This is a genomic window from Microbacterium testaceum (genome assembly GCF_029761935.1).
Lineage (GTDB): Bacteria > Actinomycetota > Actinomycetes > Actinomycetales > Microbacteriaceae > Microbacterium > Microbacterium testaceum_A.
Genome location: NZ_CP121699.1, coordinates 2,677,078 through 2,696,782 on the forward strand (window position 1 = coordinate 2,677,078; position 19,705 = coordinate 2,696,782).

General features: G+C 66.3%; 13 protein-coding genes and 3 rRNA genes. 12 read left to right on the forward strand and 4 right to left on the reverse strand.

Annotated elements, in window-relative coordinates; all coding sequences use genetic code 11:
- Nucleotides 1–166: 166 nt before the first annotated feature.
- The 5 genes from QBE02_RS12820 to QBE02_RS12840 are packed head-to-tail and all read left to right on the forward strand — an operon-like array spanning nucleotide 167 to nucleotide 5,454.
- Nucleotides 167–1,519 carry an ABC transporter substrate-binding protein gene (locus tag QBE02_RS12820; protein ID WP_268102398.1) on the forward strand — a complete coding sequence of 451 codons (1,353 nt, stop codon included), beginning with the start codon at nucleotides 167–169 and terminating at the stop codon, nucleotides 1,517–1,519.
- Nucleotides 1,519–2,490, forward strand: coding sequence for a carbohydrate ABC transporter permease (locus QBE02_RS12825; protein ID WP_235556897.1), 972 nt, complete (start codon nucleotides 1,519–1,521; stop codon nucleotides 2,488–2,490). Before QBE02_RS12820 ends, QBE02_RS12825 begins: the two co-directional genes overlap by 1 nt.
- Nucleotides 2,487–3,311, forward strand: coding sequence for a carbohydrate ABC transporter permease (locus QBE02_RS12830; protein ID WP_056224270.1), 825 nt, complete (start codon nucleotides 2,487–2,489; stop codon nucleotides 3,309–3,311). Before QBE02_RS12825 ends, QBE02_RS12830 begins: the two co-directional genes overlap by 4 nt.
- Nucleotides 3,312–3,340: 29 nt before the next feature.
- Nucleotides 3,341–4,297, forward strand: coding sequence for a glycoside hydrolase family 68 protein (locus QBE02_RS12835; protein ID WP_279366070.1), 957 nt, complete (start codon nucleotides 3,341–3,343; stop codon nucleotides 4,295–4,297).
- Nucleotides 4,294–5,454, forward strand: coding sequence for a serine hydrolase domain-containing protein (locus QBE02_RS12840; RefSeq protein WP_279366072.1), 1,161 nt, complete (start codon nucleotides 4,294–4,296; stop codon nucleotides 5,452–5,454). Before QBE02_RS12835 ends, QBE02_RS12840 begins: the two co-directional genes overlap by 4 nt.
- Before the next feature lie 9 nt (nucleotides 5,455–5,463).
- On the opposite strand, the gene QBE02_RS12845 is transcribed toward QBE02_RS12840, so the two are convergent.
- The 4 genes from QBE02_RS12845 to QBE02_RS12860 are packed head-to-tail and all read right to left on the reverse strand — an operon-like array spanning nucleotide 5,464 to nucleotide 9,555.
- Complete coding sequence (locus tag QBE02_RS12845) at nucleotides 5,464–6,276, reverse strand: glycosyltransferase family 2 protein (protein ID WP_279366073.1); 813 nt, start codon at nucleotides 6,274–6,276, stop codon at nucleotides 5,464–5,466.
- Nucleotides 6,273–7,280, reverse strand: coding sequence for a hypothetical protein (locus tag QBE02_RS12850; protein ID WP_279366075.1), 1,008 nt, complete (start codon nucleotides 7,278–7,280; stop codon nucleotides 6,273–6,275). The genes QBE02_RS12845 and QBE02_RS12850 overlap by 4 nt, the downstream gene beginning before the upstream one ends.
- On the reverse strand, nucleotides 7,274–8,410 hold the full coding sequence (locus tag QBE02_RS12855) for a glycosyltransferase (RefSeq protein ID WP_279366076.1): 1,137 nt from the start codon (nucleotides 8,408–8,410) through the stop codon (nucleotides 7,274–7,276). Before QBE02_RS12855 ends, QBE02_RS12850 begins: the two co-directional genes overlap by 7 nt.
- Nucleotides 8,407–9,555, reverse strand: a complete 1,149-nt coding sequence (locus QBE02_RS12860; protein ID WP_279366077.1) for a glycosyltransferase — start codon at nucleotides 9,553–9,555, stop codon at nucleotides 8,407–8,409. The genes QBE02_RS12855 and QBE02_RS12860 overlap by 4 nt, the downstream gene beginning before the upstream one ends.
- A 31-nt stretch (nucleotides 9,556–9,586) precedes the next feature.
- On the opposite strand from QBE02_RS12860, the gene QBE02_RS12865 reads away from it, so the two are divergent.
- From QBE02_RS12865 to QBE02_RS12895, 7 genes are all read left to right on the forward strand, one after another.
- On the forward strand, nucleotides 9,587–10,555 hold the full coding sequence (locus tag QBE02_RS12865; protein ID WP_279366079.1) for a WcbI family polysaccharide biosynthesis putative acetyltransferase: 969 nt from the start codon (nucleotides 9,587–9,589) through the stop codon (nucleotides 10,553–10,555).
- Nucleotides 10,556–10,572: 17 nt separating this feature from the next.
- Nucleotides 10,573–11,547 carry a hypothetical protein gene (locus QBE02_RS12870; protein ID WP_279366081.1) on the forward strand — a complete coding sequence of 325 codons (975 nt, stop codon included), beginning with the start codon at nucleotides 10,573–10,575 and terminating at the stop codon, nucleotides 11,545–11,547.
- Nucleotides 11,544–12,857 (forward strand): glycosyltransferase family 2 protein, encoded by a 1,314-nt coding sequence (locus QBE02_RS12875; RefSeq protein WP_279366083.1) that lies wholly within the window; start codon nucleotides 11,544–11,546, stop codon nucleotides 12,855–12,857. The genes QBE02_RS12870 and QBE02_RS12875 overlap by 4 nt, the downstream gene beginning before the upstream one ends.
- 550 nt (nucleotides 12,858–13,407) lie before the next feature.
- Nucleotides 13,408–14,929, forward strand: a 16S ribosomal RNA gene (locus QBE02_RS12880).
- A gap of 411 nt (nucleotides 14,930–15,340) precedes the next feature.
- Nucleotides 15,341–18,451 (forward strand): 23S ribosomal RNA (locus tag QBE02_RS12885).
- A 102-nt stretch (nucleotides 18,452–18,553) separates the two neighbouring features.
- A 5S ribosomal RNA gene (rrf, locus tag QBE02_RS12890) occupies nucleotides 18,554–18,670 on the forward strand.
- The 16S, 23S and 5S rRNA genes sit together here, the layout of an rRNA operon.
- A gap of 165 nt (nucleotides 18,671–18,835) precedes the next feature.
- Entirely contained in the window at nucleotides 18,836–19,699 is an 864-nt protein-coding gene (locus tag QBE02_RS12895; protein ID WP_279366085.1) for a hypothetical protein, read from the forward strand.
- Nucleotides 19,700–19,705: the final 6 nt, after the last annotated feature.

Consider the following 19,705-nt stretch of genomic DNA (forward strand, 5'->3'; position numbering starts at 1 on the left):
TGCGGCGCCGGTGCCGCGGTAACGATCTTCGCAGTGATCTTGACAGCGTCACGGACGTCTGCGTAAATGATGCTGCTAAATCCTTTCAGCAAAGGGTAGCGCACCAGAAAGTCCGACGCCGGAACCACCCGAGCGCCGGCTACGCAGCATTGACGAAGGAGTCGACATGAACCCCCGTTCCCCGCGCCGTCGCAGAGGGGCATCCCTGGCGCTGCTGACCATCGCGGGTCTGACCGGCGCCGCGCTGACCGGATGCGCACCCGGCAGCTCCGCTCCCGCCGCACAGACCGATGCCCAGGTGAGTACAGAGCTCACCAGCGACCCCGTTCAGCTCACGATCGCCGATGAGACGGGATTCCCGGTCACCGACAAGCTGACCGAGGAATTCACCAAGCAGCACCCCAATGTGACGTTCACGATCAACCGCGACACGTTCCAGAACCTCACCGCGAACGCGCCGAAGCTGCTCGCCAGCTCCACCCCGCCCGACCTCATCCGCCTCCCCACCCTGGGCGACACGGTGCGTGACGGCCTCGTGGCCAACCTCGACCCGTACTTCGACGCGTACGGCTGGAGCACCTGGCCGGCGTCCCAGCTCGCGCCGCTGCGCATGAGCGCGGACGGCGTACGCGGATCCGGCTCGCTGTACCAGCTCGGCCTCGGTTACAGCATCACCGGCATCTACATGAACACGACCCTCGCGGACCAGTTGGGCATCGACTCCCCGCCGCAGACCCTCGCTGAGCTCGAAGACGACATGGCGAAGGCGAAGGCCGGGGGAGTCCTGCCGATCATGGCCGGCGACAAGGACGGCGTCGTCAACTTCGTGGTGCAGGCCGCGATGAATCAGTACGTCGACAAGGACCAGTTCTTGTCGTGGATGTTCAATGAGCCCGGCGCGCGTTACGACGAATCCGGCAACGTGCAGGGTGCCGAGCTCGTGCGCAAGTGGGCGGATGCCGGTTACTTCCCCTCCGACATCAACGCGATCGACTATTTCACCTTCACCAGCCGCTTCTCGGCGGGCGAGGGGCTGTTCACGTTCAACGGCAACTGGGAGGCGGCGAACTACCAGAAAGCCCTCGGGTCCAACGTCGAGTTCTTCCTCGTCCCGCCGGCGGAAAAGGGCGCCGACCACGTCGCGATGGGTGCGGCGAACTCGTTCTCGGTCGCGGCGAAGTCCCCGCACATCAACGAGATCGTGTACTTCCTCAACTGGGTGCACACCGACCCCACTGCGCGTCAGATCATCGTCGACGTCACGGGCGCCTCTCCCGGCGGCGACCCGGCCCAGGAGCTGCCGAAGGTCGAGTCCGGCTCGCTCATCGAGAACGCGCTGAAGATGTCGGCGCAGATCGGTGCCGAGAACGGACAGGTCGACTTCATGGCCAACACCACGGCGGGCATCTACGCCGGCTCGATCATCCCCGAGTCGCAGCTGCTCGTGACCAGCCAGATCACCGGCCAGGACTTCGTCGACCGGGTGCAGAAGTTCTACGAGAGCGAGGTCGGCAAGTAATGACCGATCGTGCGGTCGCCGTCGCGGCGGCCCCCCGAACCGCCGACGCCGATGCGGCGACGACGACCGCACCCCCTCGCCGGGCCGCCGCACGCGCGGTGGCCCGGCGGGCGGCCCTCGTCGGGTGGCTTCTGCTGGTTCCTGCCCTGGGCTTCTATGTCGCGTTCGTGGTGTGGCCCCTCATCCAAGGCGTGCAGTACTCGTTCTACGACTGGAACGGTATCGGCGTCGCCCGCTGGGTCGGCGTCGACAACTACCTCACCGTCTTCACCGACCCCGACCTGCTCGGGGCCATCCGCAACGCCTTCATCCTGATCGCCTTCTTCACCTTCATCCCGGTGGGGCTGGGTCTCGTGCTGTCGACCCTGATCCGCGGCATCCGGAACAAAGCCTTCGCGGCCACCGCCCAGACGGTTCTCTTCCTGCCGCAGATCATCCCCCTCGCCGCCGCCGGCATCGCCTGGTCGTGGATGTACGCCCAGACCGGCGCGGTCAATCAGATCCTCGGGTGGCTCGGCCTCGGGTGGATCACCCGCCCGTGGCTCGCCGACTATGGCACGGCCCTGCCGGCGGTGGGACTCATCGGTTCGTGGGTGCTCACGGGCCTGTGCACCGTGCTGTTGCTGACCGGTCTCGGCAAGATCGACGTGTCGCTGTACGAGGCGATCCGCCTCGACGGCGCGGGCTGGTGGCGCGAGTTCTTCACCATCACCCTGCCCGGGCTGCGTCAGGAGATCGCGGTGCTGGTCACCGTCACGGTGATCGCCGCCCTGTCGAGCTTCGACATCATCTACACCTCCACCCAGGGCGGTCCCGGCCGCGCGACGCTCGTGCCGGGTCTGTCGATCTTCCGCATCGGATTCACCCAGAGCGACGTGGGCCTGGCCTCGGCCTTCGGCATCGTGCTGATGGTGCTGGTGCTGGTGGTCGTGCTCCCCATCCAACGCCTCTCGAGAGCGAGCGACTCGTGATCGCCAGCCGCACCGAGCGCCTGCTCGGCATCGTCCTTCTCAGCGTCGCCGCGATCGTGACGCTGCTGCCCCTGATCAGCATGTTCTCCGCCGCCCTGCAGCCGGCCGACCGCAATCCCACCGGTCTGACCTGGCCCACCGATCCGCAGTGGGGCAACTTCGCCACCGCGTTCGAGACGGGGCACGTCTGGCAGCTCATGGGCTCGAGCCTGGTCATCGTGCTGGGTGTCGTGCCGGCGAGCCTCATCGCGGCCACCCTCGCCGGCTTCGCGCTGGGGTCGCTGCAGGTGCGCTTCGGCCGCGGCATCCTGGTCTTCTTCGTCCTGGGCCTGACCATCCCGTTCGAGGCGCTCATCATCCCGCTCTACTACCAGGCGCAGTCGATGGGCACCGTGAACACCCCCTGGGCGGTGATCTTCCCGCTGATCGGGCTCTACATGCCGTTCGGCGTCTTCTGGATGCGTGCGCACTTCATCAACGTGCCGCGCGAGCTCTCCGAGGCCGCGCGGGTCGACGGCGCCTCGATCTGGCGCGAGTTCCGCAGCATCCAGCTGCCGCTCGCCGCTCCAGCCCTCTCGGCGCTGGCCATCCTGCTGTTCATCTGGACGTGGAACCAGTTCCTGTTGCCGGTCGTGCTCATCGCCGACCCCCTGCAGCGCACCGTGGCGGGCGCGCTGACGTTCTTCCAGGGGCAGTACTCCCTGAGCATCCCTCTGCTCAACGCCGGCGCGCTCATCATCATCACGCCCGCGGTGCTGCTGTTCCTCGTCTTCCAGCGGCAGTTCATCCGCGCGCTCGTGCAGGGCGCCGTCAAGGGCTGATCGCCCCTCCTCCTCTCGAAACGGATCTCATGACGTTCACGCTGCCCGACCACTGGGTCTGGGATTTCTGGCTCGCCCGCGACGGCGACACCCACCACATGATGTTCCTGCAGGCACCGATGAGCCTCGGTGACCCCGACCTGCGTCACCGAAACGCCAGCGTCGGCTACGCCACGAGCGACGACCTGCGTTCGTGGACCGTGCACGGAACGGTGCTCGAGCCCTCGGGCGGCGATGCTCCGGATGCCACGGCCACCTGGACCGGGAGCATCGTGGGGGCGAATGCCGACTGGCGCATGTTCTACACGGGCTCGCGATTCCTCCGCGACGGCGAGATCACCAACGTCGAGACGGTGCTCGCCGCGGCCTCGACCGACCTCGCTACGTGGGTCAAGGATCCCGAGGTCGTGGTGGCTGCCGATCCTCGCTGGTACGAGACCCTCGACGCGGGAACCTGGCACGAAGAGGCGTGGCGCGACCCGTGGGTGTTCGCCGATCCCGACGGCGACGGGTGGCACATGCTCGTGACCGCCCGCTCCCGCGAGGGCCGCGAGCGTGATCGGGGGGTCATCGGCCACGCGTGGTCCGCTGACCTGCACCACTGGGAGGTCCGCCCCCCGCGGAGCGTCCCCGGTGCGGGTTTCGCGCATCTCGAGGTGCCACAGGTCGTGCAGATCGCGGGCCGGTGGGCGCTGGTGTTCTCGTGCGACGCCGCGCACCTGGCGGGGGAGCGCGAGGGGCAGCCCGGCGGGATCTGGGCCGTTGCGCTCGATGATCCGCGCGGGCCGTATCCGGTCGAGCGCGCACGTCTCGTCGCCGACGAGCGCCTGTACAGCGGCCGTGTCGCCGCTGACGCCGAGGGCCGAGCCGTGATGCTCGCGTTCGAGAACGTCACGACCGACGGGGTCTTCGTCGGAACCCTCTCCGATCCGCTGCCGCTGCGGTGGGACGACGATCGCCTCGTCGTGGCGGAGGCGGGACGATGACCGCGGTGCAGGGGACCGTCTCGACCGGTTTCGAAGTGGTCGGTGAGGCCTTCGCCGCGGCGTTCGAGGGGCTGCCCGAGATGGGCGGGGCTCTCGCGGTGCGGATCGACGGACGCGCGGTGGTCGACCTCTGGGGTGGAACCGCCGACAGTCGCGACGGCCGGCCCTGGGAGCGCGATACCCCGACGGTGGTCTTCTCGTGCACGAAGGGGCTCATGTCGATCCTGGCGGCGCGGCTCGTCGAGGCCGGCCTGCTCGATCTGGACCGCCCGCTCGCCGACATCTGGCCCGCGTTCGCCGCGCACGGCAAAGACCGGGTGAGCGTCGGCGACGTCTTGGCGCACCGGGCCGGGGTCTCCGCTCCGCGCGTCGACGTCACGCGCGAGCAGCTGCTCGATTTCGCGGCGATGGCGCAGATCGTCGCCGACCAGGAGCCCCTCTGGTGGCCGGGTGACGGGTGGGCCTATCACGCGCTCACCCACGGGTGGCTGTCGGGCGAGATCGTGCGGCGCGCGGGCGGTGTCGCGCCCGGCGACGCGTTCGCGGCGATGGCCGAGGCCGTGGGCGGCGGGGCGTGGCTCGGGATGCCGGCCGAGGTCGCGGCATCCGCCGCTCATGTGCGCGTCGGTCCGACGCTCGACGCCCTCGTGGCCCGGCAGGCGGCCGAACGCGATCCGGCGACGATGGACTGGCTGGACCGCGCGATGACCCTCGGCGGAGCGTTGCCGGCGACGCTCGTCACCGCCGATGACGGCTTCAACGCCGACGACGTGCGCCAAGCCGTCATCCCCGGTGCGGGGGCGGTCGCGACCGCGCGCGCGCTGGCGGCGATGTGGTCAGCCACGGTGGCCGAGACCGACGGCGTCCGTCTGCTCCAGGACGACACCCTCGAGGTCGTCACGCGCGAACGCACGGCGGGTGCACCGGTCTTCGCGGCGCCCGCGCCGTGGCCGCGCTGGGCCGCCGGGTTCCAGCTCGATTCCGAGGCCCGCCGCTACCTCGGCCCCTCGAGCTTCGGCCACGACGGCGCCGGAGGCCAGGTTGCCTTCGCCGACCTCGATTCCCGGGTCGGATTCGCGTTCGTCACCAACTGGATGGAGGCCGATGACCCGCGCGCGACGCGGATCGTGGATGCGTTGCGGAGCGTGGTGGGCTGAGCCGACCGCTCAGCGCACCCGCACCCAGCCGTCGCCGCGCCGCTCGATCGCCCCGGCCGCCGCGAACGCGTCGAGCCACCCGCCCATCGGCCACGAACCCCACCGTTCGTGGAAGGTCGCCCCGTTGCGCAGGATGTCGTCGAGGTGCTGCCAGGGCGGAGAAGACACCGGATGCCACTGGTGGAAGGCGTCCGCACCCCCCACCCAGCGCATCTCGACGTCGGCTTCGCGCGCGGTCCAGGCGAGGTCGGTGTCTTCGGCGCCGTATCCCTCGTAGCCGGGGTGGAAGCCGCCGATGCGGTTCCAGGTCGGGGCGGTGACAGCGAACGACAGCGACCAGAACAGGTCGTATTCGTCGCGCGACGCGGCGCGGGTCCCACCCGCGGGAAGGGCGGGGCGGGCGCGGTGCGGTCGGACGAGGAAGGGCAGATCGGATGCCGTATCCGGGCGCTGCACGCTCGAGAGGTACGTCACCGCTCCGCAGAGCACGGCGTCGGGGTGCGCCAGCGCGGCTGCCCGGTAGGCGGGGAGTAGCCCCGCGCCGGGAAGGCAGTCGACGTCGAGGAACACCAGCAGTTCCGCTCCCGCTCCGAGGGCGGCGGCAGCGGCGCGGTTCCGCCCCTCGCCCACGCGCAGACCGTGCGGCCCCGGCGGCACGTGGAGCGTGAGGGTCCCGGCATCCGGGGCGTCCTCCGGGGGCGTCTCGTCGAGCCACGCCTCGACCCGCACGATCTCGCCGGCGACCTCCGCGAGGATGCGTCGCTGCCGCTCGAGGTGCTCTCGGCGTGCGGCCGAGGCGACCGTGATGACGGCGGTCCTCACGGGAGGACCGCCTCGACCGCCGCAGCCATGCGGCGCGCGCCGCCTGCGACCTGCCACCGCGACCAGTCCGGCGCGTCGCGGGCGGCTCGTTCGACGAGGTCGACGAGGTCGGCGGGGGCGATTCCCGCCGCCGCCCGCCGAGCGAGCCCCCAGCGTTCGAGGGCCTCGGCCGTGTGGTGCTGCTCGTCGAAGGGGCGCTCCTGCGAGATCACGACGGTACGGGCGCCGGATGCCGCGAGATCGGCGACGCTGTTCTGCCCCGCGGCGCTGACCACGACCGTGCTGCGGGTCAGGAGCGGCCACGGATCGTCGATGCGCGACGCAGCGTCGTGACCGACGGCGGTGACCTCCCATCCGCGATCGCGCAGGAGCGAGACGACCTCGTGACGGGCGTCGTCGTCGAGCATCCGGCCGAGCAGCAGCACGCTCCGCTCGTCGCGCGGGCCGTCGACGTCGCGCCCGTCGAAGCGCGAGATCCCGCCCGTCCACATGACGCGGTCGGAGTGCTCCGACAGTGCCGGGGTCGCCACGGCCCCGTGCGCCCACGGAGCGACGATGCGATCGGCGAGGGAGTAGGCGAGGGCGTGCGGGGCATCGGTGCGCGCGCCCGGCTGGGTCACGGCGATCGTGCGCAGCCCCAGGAGGCGCGCGAACGCGACCACCTCGGCGCTCACGTCGACGACGAACGCCCGCAGGTCCCGCGCGGCGGCAACGGTGGCGATGGCCGCCAGGCGGGCGCGGTGCCCGGGGTGGTCGTGCGGGGCCCAGTGCAGGGCGCCCCGCGCGGTCGGCTCGGCGTCACGCGGGTCGACGGTGGTGCCGTCCGCGGATTCGAAGGGATCGGCGTCCGGGGGCAGATCGATCCAGTCGATGTCGGCGGGCAGCCCCGCGGGCCGCGGCATCGACGAGAACGCCAGGACCGGCTCCCGTAGATGCGGCGCCACGGCGAGGAAGCGCGAGAGGTGGCCGAAGCCGTGGTGGTGGATGTACCAGCCGATCACCACGACACCGCCGGCATCCGGCGGGCGGGAACCGGCTGCGCGCTGTGCGCGAGCACGCGTTCGACCTCGCGATATCGCTGAACGAGCGAATGCTGGCGGATGGTCGCGCGCCGCGTCCACACGCGGGTGAGGGGTTCGCGCGCACCGGTCTCGGCCAGCTGCGTGGCGGCCTTGGCGAGAGCGACGACGTCTCCGGGCATGACCGTGGTGGTTCCCGGGATCCCGGCCACCACCTCGGATACCCCGCCGATGTCGAACGCGGCGACGGGCGTTCCGGTGGCGAGGGCCTCGACGATGACGAGGCCGAACGGCTCCTCCCACATCGGGGTGACGAGAGCAACCGCCGACGATCCCACGAGGCGGCACAGGTCGGGCTGTCGCAGAGGGCCGACGTACCGCGCGTGCGCGCCGAGGCGCGGCACGATCTCCTGCTCGAAATAGTCCACGTCGCCGATACGGCCCGCCAGGACGATGTGCGCGCCCGCCTCACGGGCGGCCTCGATGGCGAGGTGCGGGGCCTTCTCGGGCACGACGCGCCCCGACCACACCCACGATCGTCCGCCGTCGCCGCCGGTCCACTGTTCGGTGTCGACGCCGTTGGGGAAGACGAACGCGTCGACGCCCTCGACCGACCAGGCGCGGGCGGTGGCCTGGCTCACCGCGACGAAGCGGTGGGAGCTGTCGCGCACCTCCGCGGCCGCTTCGAGCAGCGGCTCGAGCGGAGGGGTGTGGAGGGTCGTGACGACGGGGATGTCGGCCTCGACGCTCCACCGGATGGGGGCGGGGTGGAGGCTGTGGTTGTCGACGACGTCGAAGAGGTGGCGGTCGGCGATCAAGCGGTCGCGCGCGGCGTCGAAGGCGGCATCGACGGCAGCGGAGTACCCGGAGGGGTAGTCGGTGTCCGAGGCATCCTCGGGGCGGGTCCACTCGGGCGTCGGCAGGCGGAACTCGTCCGTGTCGCCGAGGAAGTCCGAGCCGTCGGCGGCGCACAGGGTCACATCGTGACCGCGGGCCCGCAGCCAGCGCACGCGGTCCCAGACGGCCGCTTCGAGGCCGCCGGCGTGCGGCTGGCGAAGCGCGTAGCGCGACGGGGCCACGACGAGTACCCGCAGGGGGCGTTGATCGCGGATCATGCCGCGAGCTCCCGTGCGAGGACTCTGCGGTACACCTCGACGTGCGCGTGGCGCACGTGTTCGAGCTCGCGGAGGCGTTCGGTTCGTCGGCGTTCGACTTCGGCCGCGCGTCGGCGCGAGCCGGGCACCGACCAGGCGGGACTCGTGGCGTCGATGACGGCGCGCTCGAGCGAGAGCGGTTCGCCGAGGTCGAAAGTGTGGAAGTCGGTCGGATGCTGAGCCGCCATGTGTCCCACGCGCGTCCCGACGACCGGCACGGCCAGGTCGTAGCAGAGCTCGGCCCAGCCCGACTGGGTGCCGTGGCGATAGGGGAGCAGGCACGCGTCGAGATCCGCGAGCCAGGCGGCGAGCTCGTCGTCGTCCTGCCGCGGCCCTCTCTCGATACGGACGCCGTCGCATCCCTCGGCGAGGAGGACGATGGATGCCGCGGCCTCCTCGTCGCGGACGCGCTCGTTCATGCGCACGACGCCTTCGATCCGCGCGCCCTGCGCCCGCAGGTCCGCGATCGCGCGCACGAGTGTCGCCGTGGTCGCGACGCCGTCGATGTTGGGCCGGAGGTCTCGCAGATGGACTCCGACGCGCACGGTGTCGTGGGCGGTGCCCACCGGTCGCTCCGCCTCCCGAAGCAGTGTGGGGTGGGCGACCACGGTGGCTGTGCGCCCGGTGATCGCGGCCACCTCGTCGGCAGCGGAAGCCGTCAAGGTGATCAGCTCGTCGGCGGCGTGCGCCAGCACCGCGAGACCGGCCCGGTGGGCGTCCTGCGACGACAGCTGCGGATTCTCGAGGTCGTGCACCGTGTAGACCAGCGGCTTGCCCAGACGCTCGAGTGCGGCGACGGTGAGCGCGAGCTCGTCCGCGGTGTAGGACTCGATTCCGAAGTGGACGTGCACGAGGTCGAACTCCGCGGCGTGCGCTTCGAGCCATTCGGGGAGCAGGACCTGGGGCGGCCACCACTGACCGGCGGGTGCGCCGGGCGGGGGCGGGTCGGCGAGAAGCCGCACGCGGGCAGGGTCCGCGACGGCGGTGACGTACGGATGGGCCGAGGGAACGGCCGCGACCCGGACCGGGGGGACGGTGGTGGCGACGATCTTGTCCTCCTCGAAGCGTTGCGTGCGTAGGGATGCGCGTACCGCATCACCAGGCACATCGCAATGCAACGGGGCGGTTGTGACGACGATGGCACCGACGGATACGTTCCTCATCATGGGTGGCGAGACGACCGGGCTGGAAAGCCTTGCGGACCACGGGGACGCGGTGATAGCGCGCCGAGCGCACTACGCCGCCTTCTTCGGCGATGAGGCGCCGCCCGCGGGCTACGGCATCGTCGTCGGCAACTGCCAGGCCGAGTCGCTGCGCCTCGTCATCTCGTCCGACGCGCTGCCCGCCATCCGGGTGCCTGCCGTGCACGAGCTCGACGCCGCCGACACCGCTCGACTGCACGCGCTGCTCTCGAAGGCGGCGTTCCTGGTCGCCCAGCCCATCCGCGACGACTACCGTGGTCTGCCCCTGGGTACCGCGCAGTTGCGCGGGTCGCTTCCCGTCGGCGCGCGGGCGGTGACCGTCCCCGCCATCCGGTACGCGGGACTGCATCCCTTCCAAGCCGTCCTGCGCCTTCCCGCGTTCCCCGAGGACCCGCCGCTGGTCGCCTATCACGACGTGCGCACCGTCGCCGAGGCGGCGGGGCTCTCCGTTCCCGCGATGCTTCCCCCGGCCGCCGTCCGCTCGATCGCCGACGCCTCCGCTGCCGAACTGCGGCGCCGCGAGGGGATGGGCCTCGACATCGTGGCATCCGACCTCTTCGTCCCCGTCGTCGCCGACCTGATGCGAACCGTCAATCATCCGGGCAACGCCGTCTTCCTGCCGCTCGGCGAGCGCATCGCCGCGGCTCTGGGAAACCCTGGCGGGGGTGTCGATCCCGGCCGCCCCATCCTCGCTTCGGTGCGTGCGCCGCTCGAATCCTGGGTCGTCGACGCGTGGGCGCTCGATGAGGCCCCTCGAGAGGACTGGATCGTCGCCGGCGAAACGCTCGCCGCGGCTGTCGTGCGCGAGGCGCACCTCGCCTACTACCGCGAACGGCCCGCCCTGCTCAGCGCCGTCGTCGAGCGCATGACGCCGCTTCTGCGCACCTGGGCGGCCGCGGCGTGACCGCCTCGACACCGGGGATGGATGCCACCCCCGTGCTCCTCGCCCAGCCCGGGCCGCACGGGGTCGCCGTCTACGCCCGCGAGATCGCGGTCGAGGTGCAGCGCGAGAGCCCGGGGACCCGCGTCGTGACCACCGACGCGATCGTCGAGCTCGTCCCCGGAACCCCCGTGCACGCTCACGTCACGGACCGTCTCTGGGGCGGCTCTCCCGAGGAGGCGACCGAGCGCGTCCGAGAGCTGGCACGGCGCCACCCGCTCACCGTCACCCTCCACGACGTGCCCCAGTCCTCCGACGGACCGCGCAACCTCCCGCGTCGCCGGGCGTTCTACCGCGCGGTGACGGAGGCGGCCGTGGGCGTCGCCGTGAACAGCGCCCACGAGCGCAGGCTTCTCCGCGAAGAAGGAGTCTGGACCGGCCCCGTCGAGGTCGTTCCCCTGCCGGTGGAGTCCTCGCCGGTCGGAGAGCGCCCCGTTCCCGACGAGTCCGTCGGCGTGCTCGGCTACTTCTACCCCGGCAAGGGTCACGACGAGGCGCTCGCTGCCGCTGCAGAAGCGGGTGTGAAGAGGCTGACCGTGCTCGGTCGCGCCTCGGACGGACATGCCGACGACCTCTCCGCCTTCGTCGGGCGGGCCGCGGCAGCCGGGCTCGCCGTCGAGGTCACCGGTTGGCTCGACGAGGCCGACATGGCCTCCCGTGTCCGCCGCGTCGCCGTCCCCGTGATCGCGCACCGCCATGTCTCCGCTTCCGGCTCTCTCGCCTCGTGGATCGGCTGGGGGCGTCGCCCTCTCGCCGTGCGCAACCGGTACGTGGACGAGATGGCCGCTCTCCGCCCCGGCACGGTGAGCACGGTCGACGAGGCGGGCCTCGCCGACGCCATCGCGTTCGCGCGCGCCACCGGTGACAGCACGTGGCACGGCATCCATCCCGTGCCCTTCGGGCGAAGCGACGCCGCTCGCGCCTACCTGGACTGGTGGGGAGCCCTCACCGCATGAGCGACACCTGGAACGACCGGATGCCGTGGGTCCCCGGCAACCGCTGGGACCTGCTCGCCCACCGCGAGCCCGAGCCTCCGCGCGTGAGTGTGATCGTCACGCACTACGCCCAGCCGACCGAGCTGCAGCGCACCCTCATCGCGCTCGCTCGCCAGGACCACCCGGCTGACCGTCTCGAGGTCATCGTGGCCGACGACGGTTCGGCCGAGACGCCGGTCGTGCCCGCGGGGGTGCGTCTGGTCCGCCAGGAAGACCGCGGCTTCCGTGCCGCCGCGGCGCGGAACCTCGGAGCAGCGGCGGCATCCGGTGACGTGCTGTGTTTCCTCGATGCCGACACGACGCCGGAGCCGGATTACGTTCGCCGGCTCACGCGCCTGCCCGCGTTGCTCCTCGAGGCGGTGACCGTGGGGCGACGGCGTCACGCCGACCTGGCGGGAGCGAGCGTCGACGCGCCGATCGCCGCGCTCGGCCCGGACCGCGAGTTGACTGAGCCGGCCTGGCTCCGCGACGCCTATGCCGCGAGTCGAAATCTGCTGGACGCCGACGACCGGTCGTACCGCCACGTCATCAGTGCGGTACTCGCGTGTTCCCGGGCCTTCTTCGAGGAGGTGGGCGGGTTCGACGAGACGTTCTCCACCTACGGCGGAGAAGACTGGGAGTGGGCGCACCGCGCGTGGCAGGCGGGGGGAGTGCTCGCTCACGTTCCGGATGCCGTGGCGTGGCACGACGGTCCCGATTGGGCCGGCCGCCCCGAGGAGCACGCCGCGCAGGGCAACAGGCAGACCCTCAGCCTGGCCGAGAAGATCCCGATCGAAGGGTCGCGGCCCCGTGGATTGCTGTCACGAGCCATCGACGTGGAAGTACATCTCCCCACGGGGATCCCCGCCGATGCCGCCTTCCTCTCCGTGGACTCCCTGCTCGCGGCCCTTCCTCATCTGCGCGTCGTGACGGATGCCGCCGACCAACCCCTGCTCGCGGCCGACCCGCGGGTGACCCCCGCGGGGGGTGTCGATCCCCGGGTGACGGTCGAACTCGAGCAGCCGATCGTGGTCCTGGATGCCGCCCCCTTCGCGAGGGCTCTCGCCCTGCTGTCGAGTGCCGAGGTCGGAGGAGTCGTGTTCGTCACCGGCGAGGGTGAGACCGTGGGCCGCGCGGCGAATCGACGGGCGCGTCGTCGCGCGAAGCGCTGGGGTACAGATGACGCGCTCGACACCGTGAGGGTTCGCGTGGAGGGCGCGCACATCGTCGGCGCGCGCCCGCACCTCGAAGCCTGGGTCGGCGCGTGGGGAGGGCCAGACAGGTATCTCTGACCCGCGTCGAGCCCTCGCGAACGAGCGCGACACGCCCGGGACGTGCCTGGATTCGACGGGTCGGTCGTTCCCGCGTAACTTATTACTTGTTCGCCCCACAGGGGAGAGCGGAGCGGCCGGAAGGCCCCGCGTCCTCTCAAGTAGCGAACCGCCCCCAACACCAGCACTTGAGAGTTTCGACTCTTTGGTCTACAGTTGGGATCCTGCCAATCGGCACACCTCCTCACTGCAGCGAAGTCCTTTCTTGGTCTTTGCGAGACGTGATCGGCGTGTCGTCATGGTGGACATATTGAAGTGAACTGCCTCACGGGTAGGTCGAGAGATCGTTTCTGTGGGTGCGTCCGTTCCTTGAGAACTCAACAGCGTGCACTTGTCAAATGCCAATTTATTCCTCGTCGGTCTGACTTTTGTTGGATTGCGAGAAATTCCTTTGGATCAAAGTCCGACCCTTTCGGGGGTTGGCGTGAAATTCGTCAGTAATGATGTTTTTCTTTGGTCAGTTTCAAACTCGCTGCGGCCCCGTTTTCCCGGTGGTTGTATGCATTTCTTTTTTACGGAGAGTTTGATCCTGGCTCAGGATGAACGCTGGCGGCGTGCTTAACACATGCAAGTCGAACGGTGAAGCCAAGCTTGCTTGGTGGATCAGTGGCGAACGGGTGAGTAACACGTGAGCAACCTGCCCTGGACTCTGGGATAAGCGCTGGAAACGGCGTCTAATACTGGATATGAGACGTGATCGCATGGTCGTGTTTGGAAAGATTTTTCGGTCTGGGATGGGCTCGCGGCCTATCAGCTTGTTGGTGAGGTAATGGCTCACCAAGGCGTCGACGGGTAGCCGGCCTGAGAGGGTGACCGGCCACACTGGGACTGAGACACGGCCCAGACTCCTACGGGAGGCAGCAGTGGGGAATATTGCACAATGGGCGGAAGCCTGATGCAGCAACGCCGCGTGAGGGATGACGGCCTTCGGGTTGTAAACCTCTTTTAGCAGGGAAGAAGCGAAAGTGACGGTACCTGCAGAAAAAGCGCCGGCTAACTACGTGCCAGCAGCCGCGGTAATACGTAGGGCGCAAGCGTTATCCGGAATTATTGGGCGTAAAGAGCTCGTAGGCGGTTTGTCGCGTCTGCTGTGAAATCCCGAGGCTCAACCTCGGGCCTGCAGTGGGTACGGGCAGACTAGAGTGCGGTAGGGGAGATTGGAATTCCTGGTGTAGCGGTGGAATGCGCAGATATCAGGAGGAACACCGATGGCGAAGGCAGATCTCTGGGCCGTAACTGACGCTGAGGAGCGAAAGGGTGGGGAGCAAACAGGCTTAGATACCCTGGTAGTCCACCCCGTAAACGTTGGGAACTAGTTGTGGGGACCATTCCACGGTTTCCGTGACGCAGCTAACGCATTAAGTTCCCCGCCTGGGGAGTACGGCCGCAAGGCTAAAACTCAAAGGAATTGACGGGGACCCGCACAAGCGGCGGAGCATGCGGATTAATTCGATGCAACGCGAAGAACCTTACCAAGGCTTGACATATACGAGAACGGGCCAGAAATGGTCAACTCTTTGGACACTCGTAAACAGGTGGTGCATGGTTGTCGTCAGCTCGTGTCGTGAGATGTTGGGTTAAGTCCCGCAACGAGCGCAACCCTCGTTCTATGTTGCCAGCACGTAATGGTGGGAACTCATGGGATACTGCCGGGGTCAACTCGGAGGAAGGTGGGGATGACGTCAAATCATCATGCCCCTTATGTCTTGGGCTTCACGCATGCTACAATGGCCGGTACAAAGGGCTGCAATACCGTGAGGTGGAGCGAATCCCAAAAAGCCGGTCCCAGTTCGGATTGAGGTCTGCAACTCGACCTCATGAAGTCGGAGTCGCTAGTAATCGCAGATCAGCAACGCTGCGGTGAATACGTTCCCGGGTCTTGTACACACCGCCCGTCAAGTCATGAAAGTCGGTAACACCTGAAGCCGGTGGCCCAACCCTTGTGGAGGGAGCCGTCGAAGGTGGGATCGGTAATTAGGACTAAGTCGTAACAAGGTAGCCGTACCGGAAGGTGCGGCTGGATCACCTCCTTTCTAAGGAGCATCTGACGCCCTGTCATGGGGTTGTTCAGGCGCCGGATCAGACCGAATGTGTCTGCCGGTTAGCTCATGGGTGGAACATTTGATGGGGTCTCGTTTTGTGGGGCTTTCTGCTGAGTACGTCGCTGTGGTGACAGGAAAGGTGGGGGGTTTCGCTGGTGGGGCATGCACGCTGTTGGGTCCTGAGGGGCCGGGCGCTGACGGGGGTCTTTGGATTCTTTGTTGGTGGCTGTTCCTCGAGGGCCTTTCTTGCGCTTGCCGGTTGGTGGGTGTGGGAGGGGTACCGCCCGTACTTTGAGAACTACACAGTGGACGCGAGCATCTTCGACATGAGCCTTTTGGTTTGTGTCGTGAAGATGATCTTAAAGATCATTAGTCAATTTTTTGACGATTCAACTCATGTGATTTCAAGTCTTTAAGAGCAAACGGTGGATGCCTTGGCATCTGGAGCCGAAGAAGGACGTAGCAATCTGCGATAAGCCTCGGGGAACTGATAAGCGAGTTTTGATCCGAGGGTGTCCGAATGGGGAAACCCCGCCAGGGCGCGTGCGTACCTGGTGACTCCCGCCTGAATATATAGGGCGGGTAGAGGGAACGTGGGGAAGTGAAACATCTCAGTACCCACAGGAAGAGAAAGCAAAAGCGATTCCGTAAGTAGTGGCGAGCGAAACCGGAAGAGGCTAAACCTAGCGTGTGTGATAGCCGGCAGGCGTTGCATGTTGGGGGTTGTGGGACTTTTCTGATTGTTCTGCCGAATGATCGACGTGACAAGAGGGTATAGACGAACGGTTTTGAATGGCCGGTCATAGAGGGTGCGAACCCCGTAGTCGAAATGCCTGTTCTTGGCGTGAAGAGTATCCCAAGTAGCACGGGGCCCGAGAAATCCCGTGTGAATCTGTCAGGACCACCTGATAAGCCTAAATACTCCCAGATGACCGATAGCGGACAAGTACCGTGAGGGAAAGGTGAAAAGTACCCCGGGAGGGGAGTGAAATAGTACCTGAAACCGTTTGCTTACAAACCGTTGGAGCCTCCTTAGTAGGGGTGACAGCGTGCCTTTTGAAGAATGAGCCTGCGAGTTAGCGATACGTGGCGAGGTTAACCCGAGTGGGGTAGCCGTAGCGAAAGCGAGTCTGAATAGGGCGATTCAGTCGCGTGTCCTAGACCCGAAGCGAAGTGATCTATCCATGGCCAGGTTGAAGCGACGGTAAGACGTCGTGGAGGACCGAACCCACTTAGGTTGAAAACTGAGGGGATGAGCTGTGGATAGGGGTGAAAGGCCAATCAAACTTCGTGATAGCTGGTTCTCTCCGAAATGCATTTAGGTGCAGCGTTGCGTGTTTCTTGCCGGAGGTAGAGCTACTGGATGGCCGATGGGCCCTACAAGGTTACTGACGTCAGCCAAACTCCGAATGCCGGTAAGTGAGAGCGCAGCAGTGAGACTGTGGGGGATAAGCTTCATAGTCGAGAGGGAAACAACCCAGACCACCAACTAAGGTCCCTAAGCGCGTGCTAAGTGGGAAAGGATGTGGAGTTGCTTTGACAACCAGGAGGTTGGCTTAGAAGCAGCCACCCTTGAAAGAGTGCGTAATAGCTCACTGGTCAAGTGATTCCGCGCCGACAATGTAACGGGGCTCAAGCACGCCACCGAAGTTGTGGCATTGACATTTTTGGTAGGCCTTCGTGGTCCAGCCGTGTTGATGGGTAGGAGAGCGTCGTGTGGCGAGTGAAGCGGCGGGGTGACCCAGCCGTGGACGCTACACGAGTGAGAATGCAGGCATGAGTAGCGAAAGACGTGTGAGAAACACGTCCTCCGAAAGACCAAGGGTTCCAGGGTCAAGCTAATCTTCCCTGGGTAAGTCGGGACCTAAGGCGAGGCCGACAGGCGTAGTCGATGGACAACGGGTTGATATTCCCGTACCGGCGAAGAACCGCCCAAGCTAATCCAGTGGTGCTAAGAGTCCTAGCTCGGAATGTTGTTGATCCCTTCGGGGTGAGACGCGTCCGTGTGAACGCTCGACCCCATGCTGGTGCGGCTAGCGTATTAACAGGTGTGACGCAGGAAGGTAGCCCAAGCCAGGCGATGGTAGTCCTGGTGCAAGTGCGTAGGCCGAGTGATAGGCAAATCCGTCACTCATTACGGCTGAGACACGATGCGGATAAAAAGTGGGTGATCCTATGCTGCCGAGAAAAGCATCGACGCGAGGTTCTAGCTGCCCGTACCCCAAACCGACTCAGGTGGTCAGGTAGAGAATACCAAGGAGATCGAGAGAATCGTGGTTAAGGAACTCGGCAAAATGCCCCCGTAACTTCGGGAGAAGGGGGCCATCCACTTATTAGGACTTGCTCCGAAAGGGTGTGGTGGCCGCAGAGACTAGTGGGTAGCGACTGTTTACTAAAAACACAGGTCCGTGCCAAGTCGCAAGACGATGTATACGGACTGACGCCTGCCCGGTGCTGGAAGGTTAAGAGGACCGGTTAGCCGCAAGGCGAGGCTGAGAATTTAAGCCCCAGTAAACGGCGGTGGTAACTATAACCATCCTAAGGTAGCGAAATTCCTTGTCGGGTAAGTTCCGACCTGCACGAATGGCGTAACGACTTCCCAACTGTCTCAACCGCGAACTCGGCGAAATTGCATTACGAGTAAAGATGCTCGTTACGCGCAGCAGGACGGAAAGACCCCGTGACCTTTACTACAGCTTGGTATTGGTGTTCGGTGTGGCTTGTGTAGGATAGGTGGGAGACGGTGAAGCATTCACGCCAGTGAGTGTGGAGTCATTGTTGAAATACCACTCTGGTCACTCTGGATATCTAACTTAGGACCGTGATCCGGTTCAGGGACAGTGCCTGGTGGGTAGTTTAACTGGGGCGGTTGCCTCCCAAAATGTAACGGAGGCGCCCAAAGGTTCCCTCAACCTGGTTGGCAATCAGGTGGCGAGTGTAAGTGCACAAGGGAGCTTGACTGTGAGACTGACAGGTCGAGCAGGGACGAAAGTCGGGACTAGTGATCCGGCAGTGGCTTGTGGAAGCGCTGTCGCTCAACGGATAAAAGGTACCTCGGGGATAACAGGCTGATCTTGCCCAAGAGTCCATATCGACGGCATGGTTTGGCACCTCGATGTCGGCTCGTCGCATCCTGGGGCTGGAGTAGGTCCCAAGGGTTGGGCTGTTCGCCCATTAAAGCGGTACGCGAGCTGGGTTTAGAACGTCGTGAGACAGTTCGGTCCCTATCCGCTGCGCGCGTAGGAAGTTTGAGAGGATCTGACCCTAGTACGAGAGGACCGGGTTGGACGAACCTCTGGTGTGTCAGTTGTTCCGCCAGGAGCACCGCTGATTAGCTACGTTCGGGATGGATAACCGCTGAAAGCATCTAAGCGGGAAGCCGGCCTCAAGATGAGACTTCCATACCATTTATGGTGAGAGGCTCCCAGCCAGACTACTGGGTTGATAGGCCGGATGTGGAAGCGTAGTAATACGTGAAGCTGACCGGTACTAATAAGCCGATGACTTGATAACACACCTGTTTTTGGTGCTTGCGTCCACTGAGTGGTTCTCGATGTACGGTCGGGAACTCAACAATGATCATGTCGTTGTTGGTTTTTGAAACATCAATAGTGTTTCGGCGGCCATAGCGAGAGGGAAACGCCCGGTTACATTCCGAACCCGGAAGCTAAGCCTCTCAGCGCCGATGGTACTGCAGGGGGGACCCTGTGGGAGAGTAGGACACCGCCGGACTTCTTTTCGTCGAAATGGCCACCCAAAGTTGGGTGGCCATTTCGCATTTACGGGCACACTTCCCCGGAAGGACAGTCATGTCGTCGGATGACGCGAACGATCGCCAGAGCAACGAAGGGCGCTCGGGCGACCGCGCATCCGGGCGCGGACAGTCTTCTCGAAGCAATGATTCGTCGCCTCGTAGCGATCGTCCTTATCGCCGCGACGGCCAGGCCGCCGGGCAGCGCCGCGACGGCGACCGTCCGTTCCGTCGTGATGGTGATCGTCCCGTTCGTCGTGATGGTGACCGTCCCTTCCGTCAGGACGGTGATCGTCCCGTTCGTCGTGATGGTGATCGTCCCGTTCGTCGTGATGGTGATCGTCCCGTTCGTCGTGATGGTGATCGTCCCGTTCGTCGTGATGGCGACCGTCCTGTTCGTCGTGATGGCGACCGTCCCTTCCGTCGTGACGGCGAACGCCCCGCCCAGCGCGATGGGGATCGTCCTGTTCGTCGTGATGGTGACCGTCCTGTTCGTCGTGACGGTGACCGTCCCTTCCGCCGGGGTGCTGATCGTCCTGTTCAGCGTGATGGTGATCGTCCGTTCCGTCGCGACGGGGATCGTCCTGTTCGTCGCGAGGGGGATCGTCCGTTCCGCCGTGACGGTGATCGTCCCGTTCAGCGCGAGGGGGATCGTCCGTTCCGTCGTGACGGGGACCGTCCGTTCCGTCGTGACGGGGACCGGCCCGTTCGTCGTGACGGGGACCGGCCCGTTCGTCGCGACGGCGATCGTCCGGCTCGCCGTGACGGTGACCGTCCGTTCCGTCGGGACGGGGATCGCCCCGTGCGCCGAGACGGTGACTCTCGCGGCTTCGGGGGCGGTGACCGACGTCCGAGTGGCGACCGCCGGCCGGGCGCGGGAGCGCCGCGTCGATTCGATCGCGAGGATTCCCGTGCCACGCGCCCGCCGCAGGATCGTCGCGAGCGTGGCCCGGAGATCCCCGAGGACGTCACTGCCTTCGACCTGCCTGGCGCAGCCCGCAACGAGTTGAAGACGC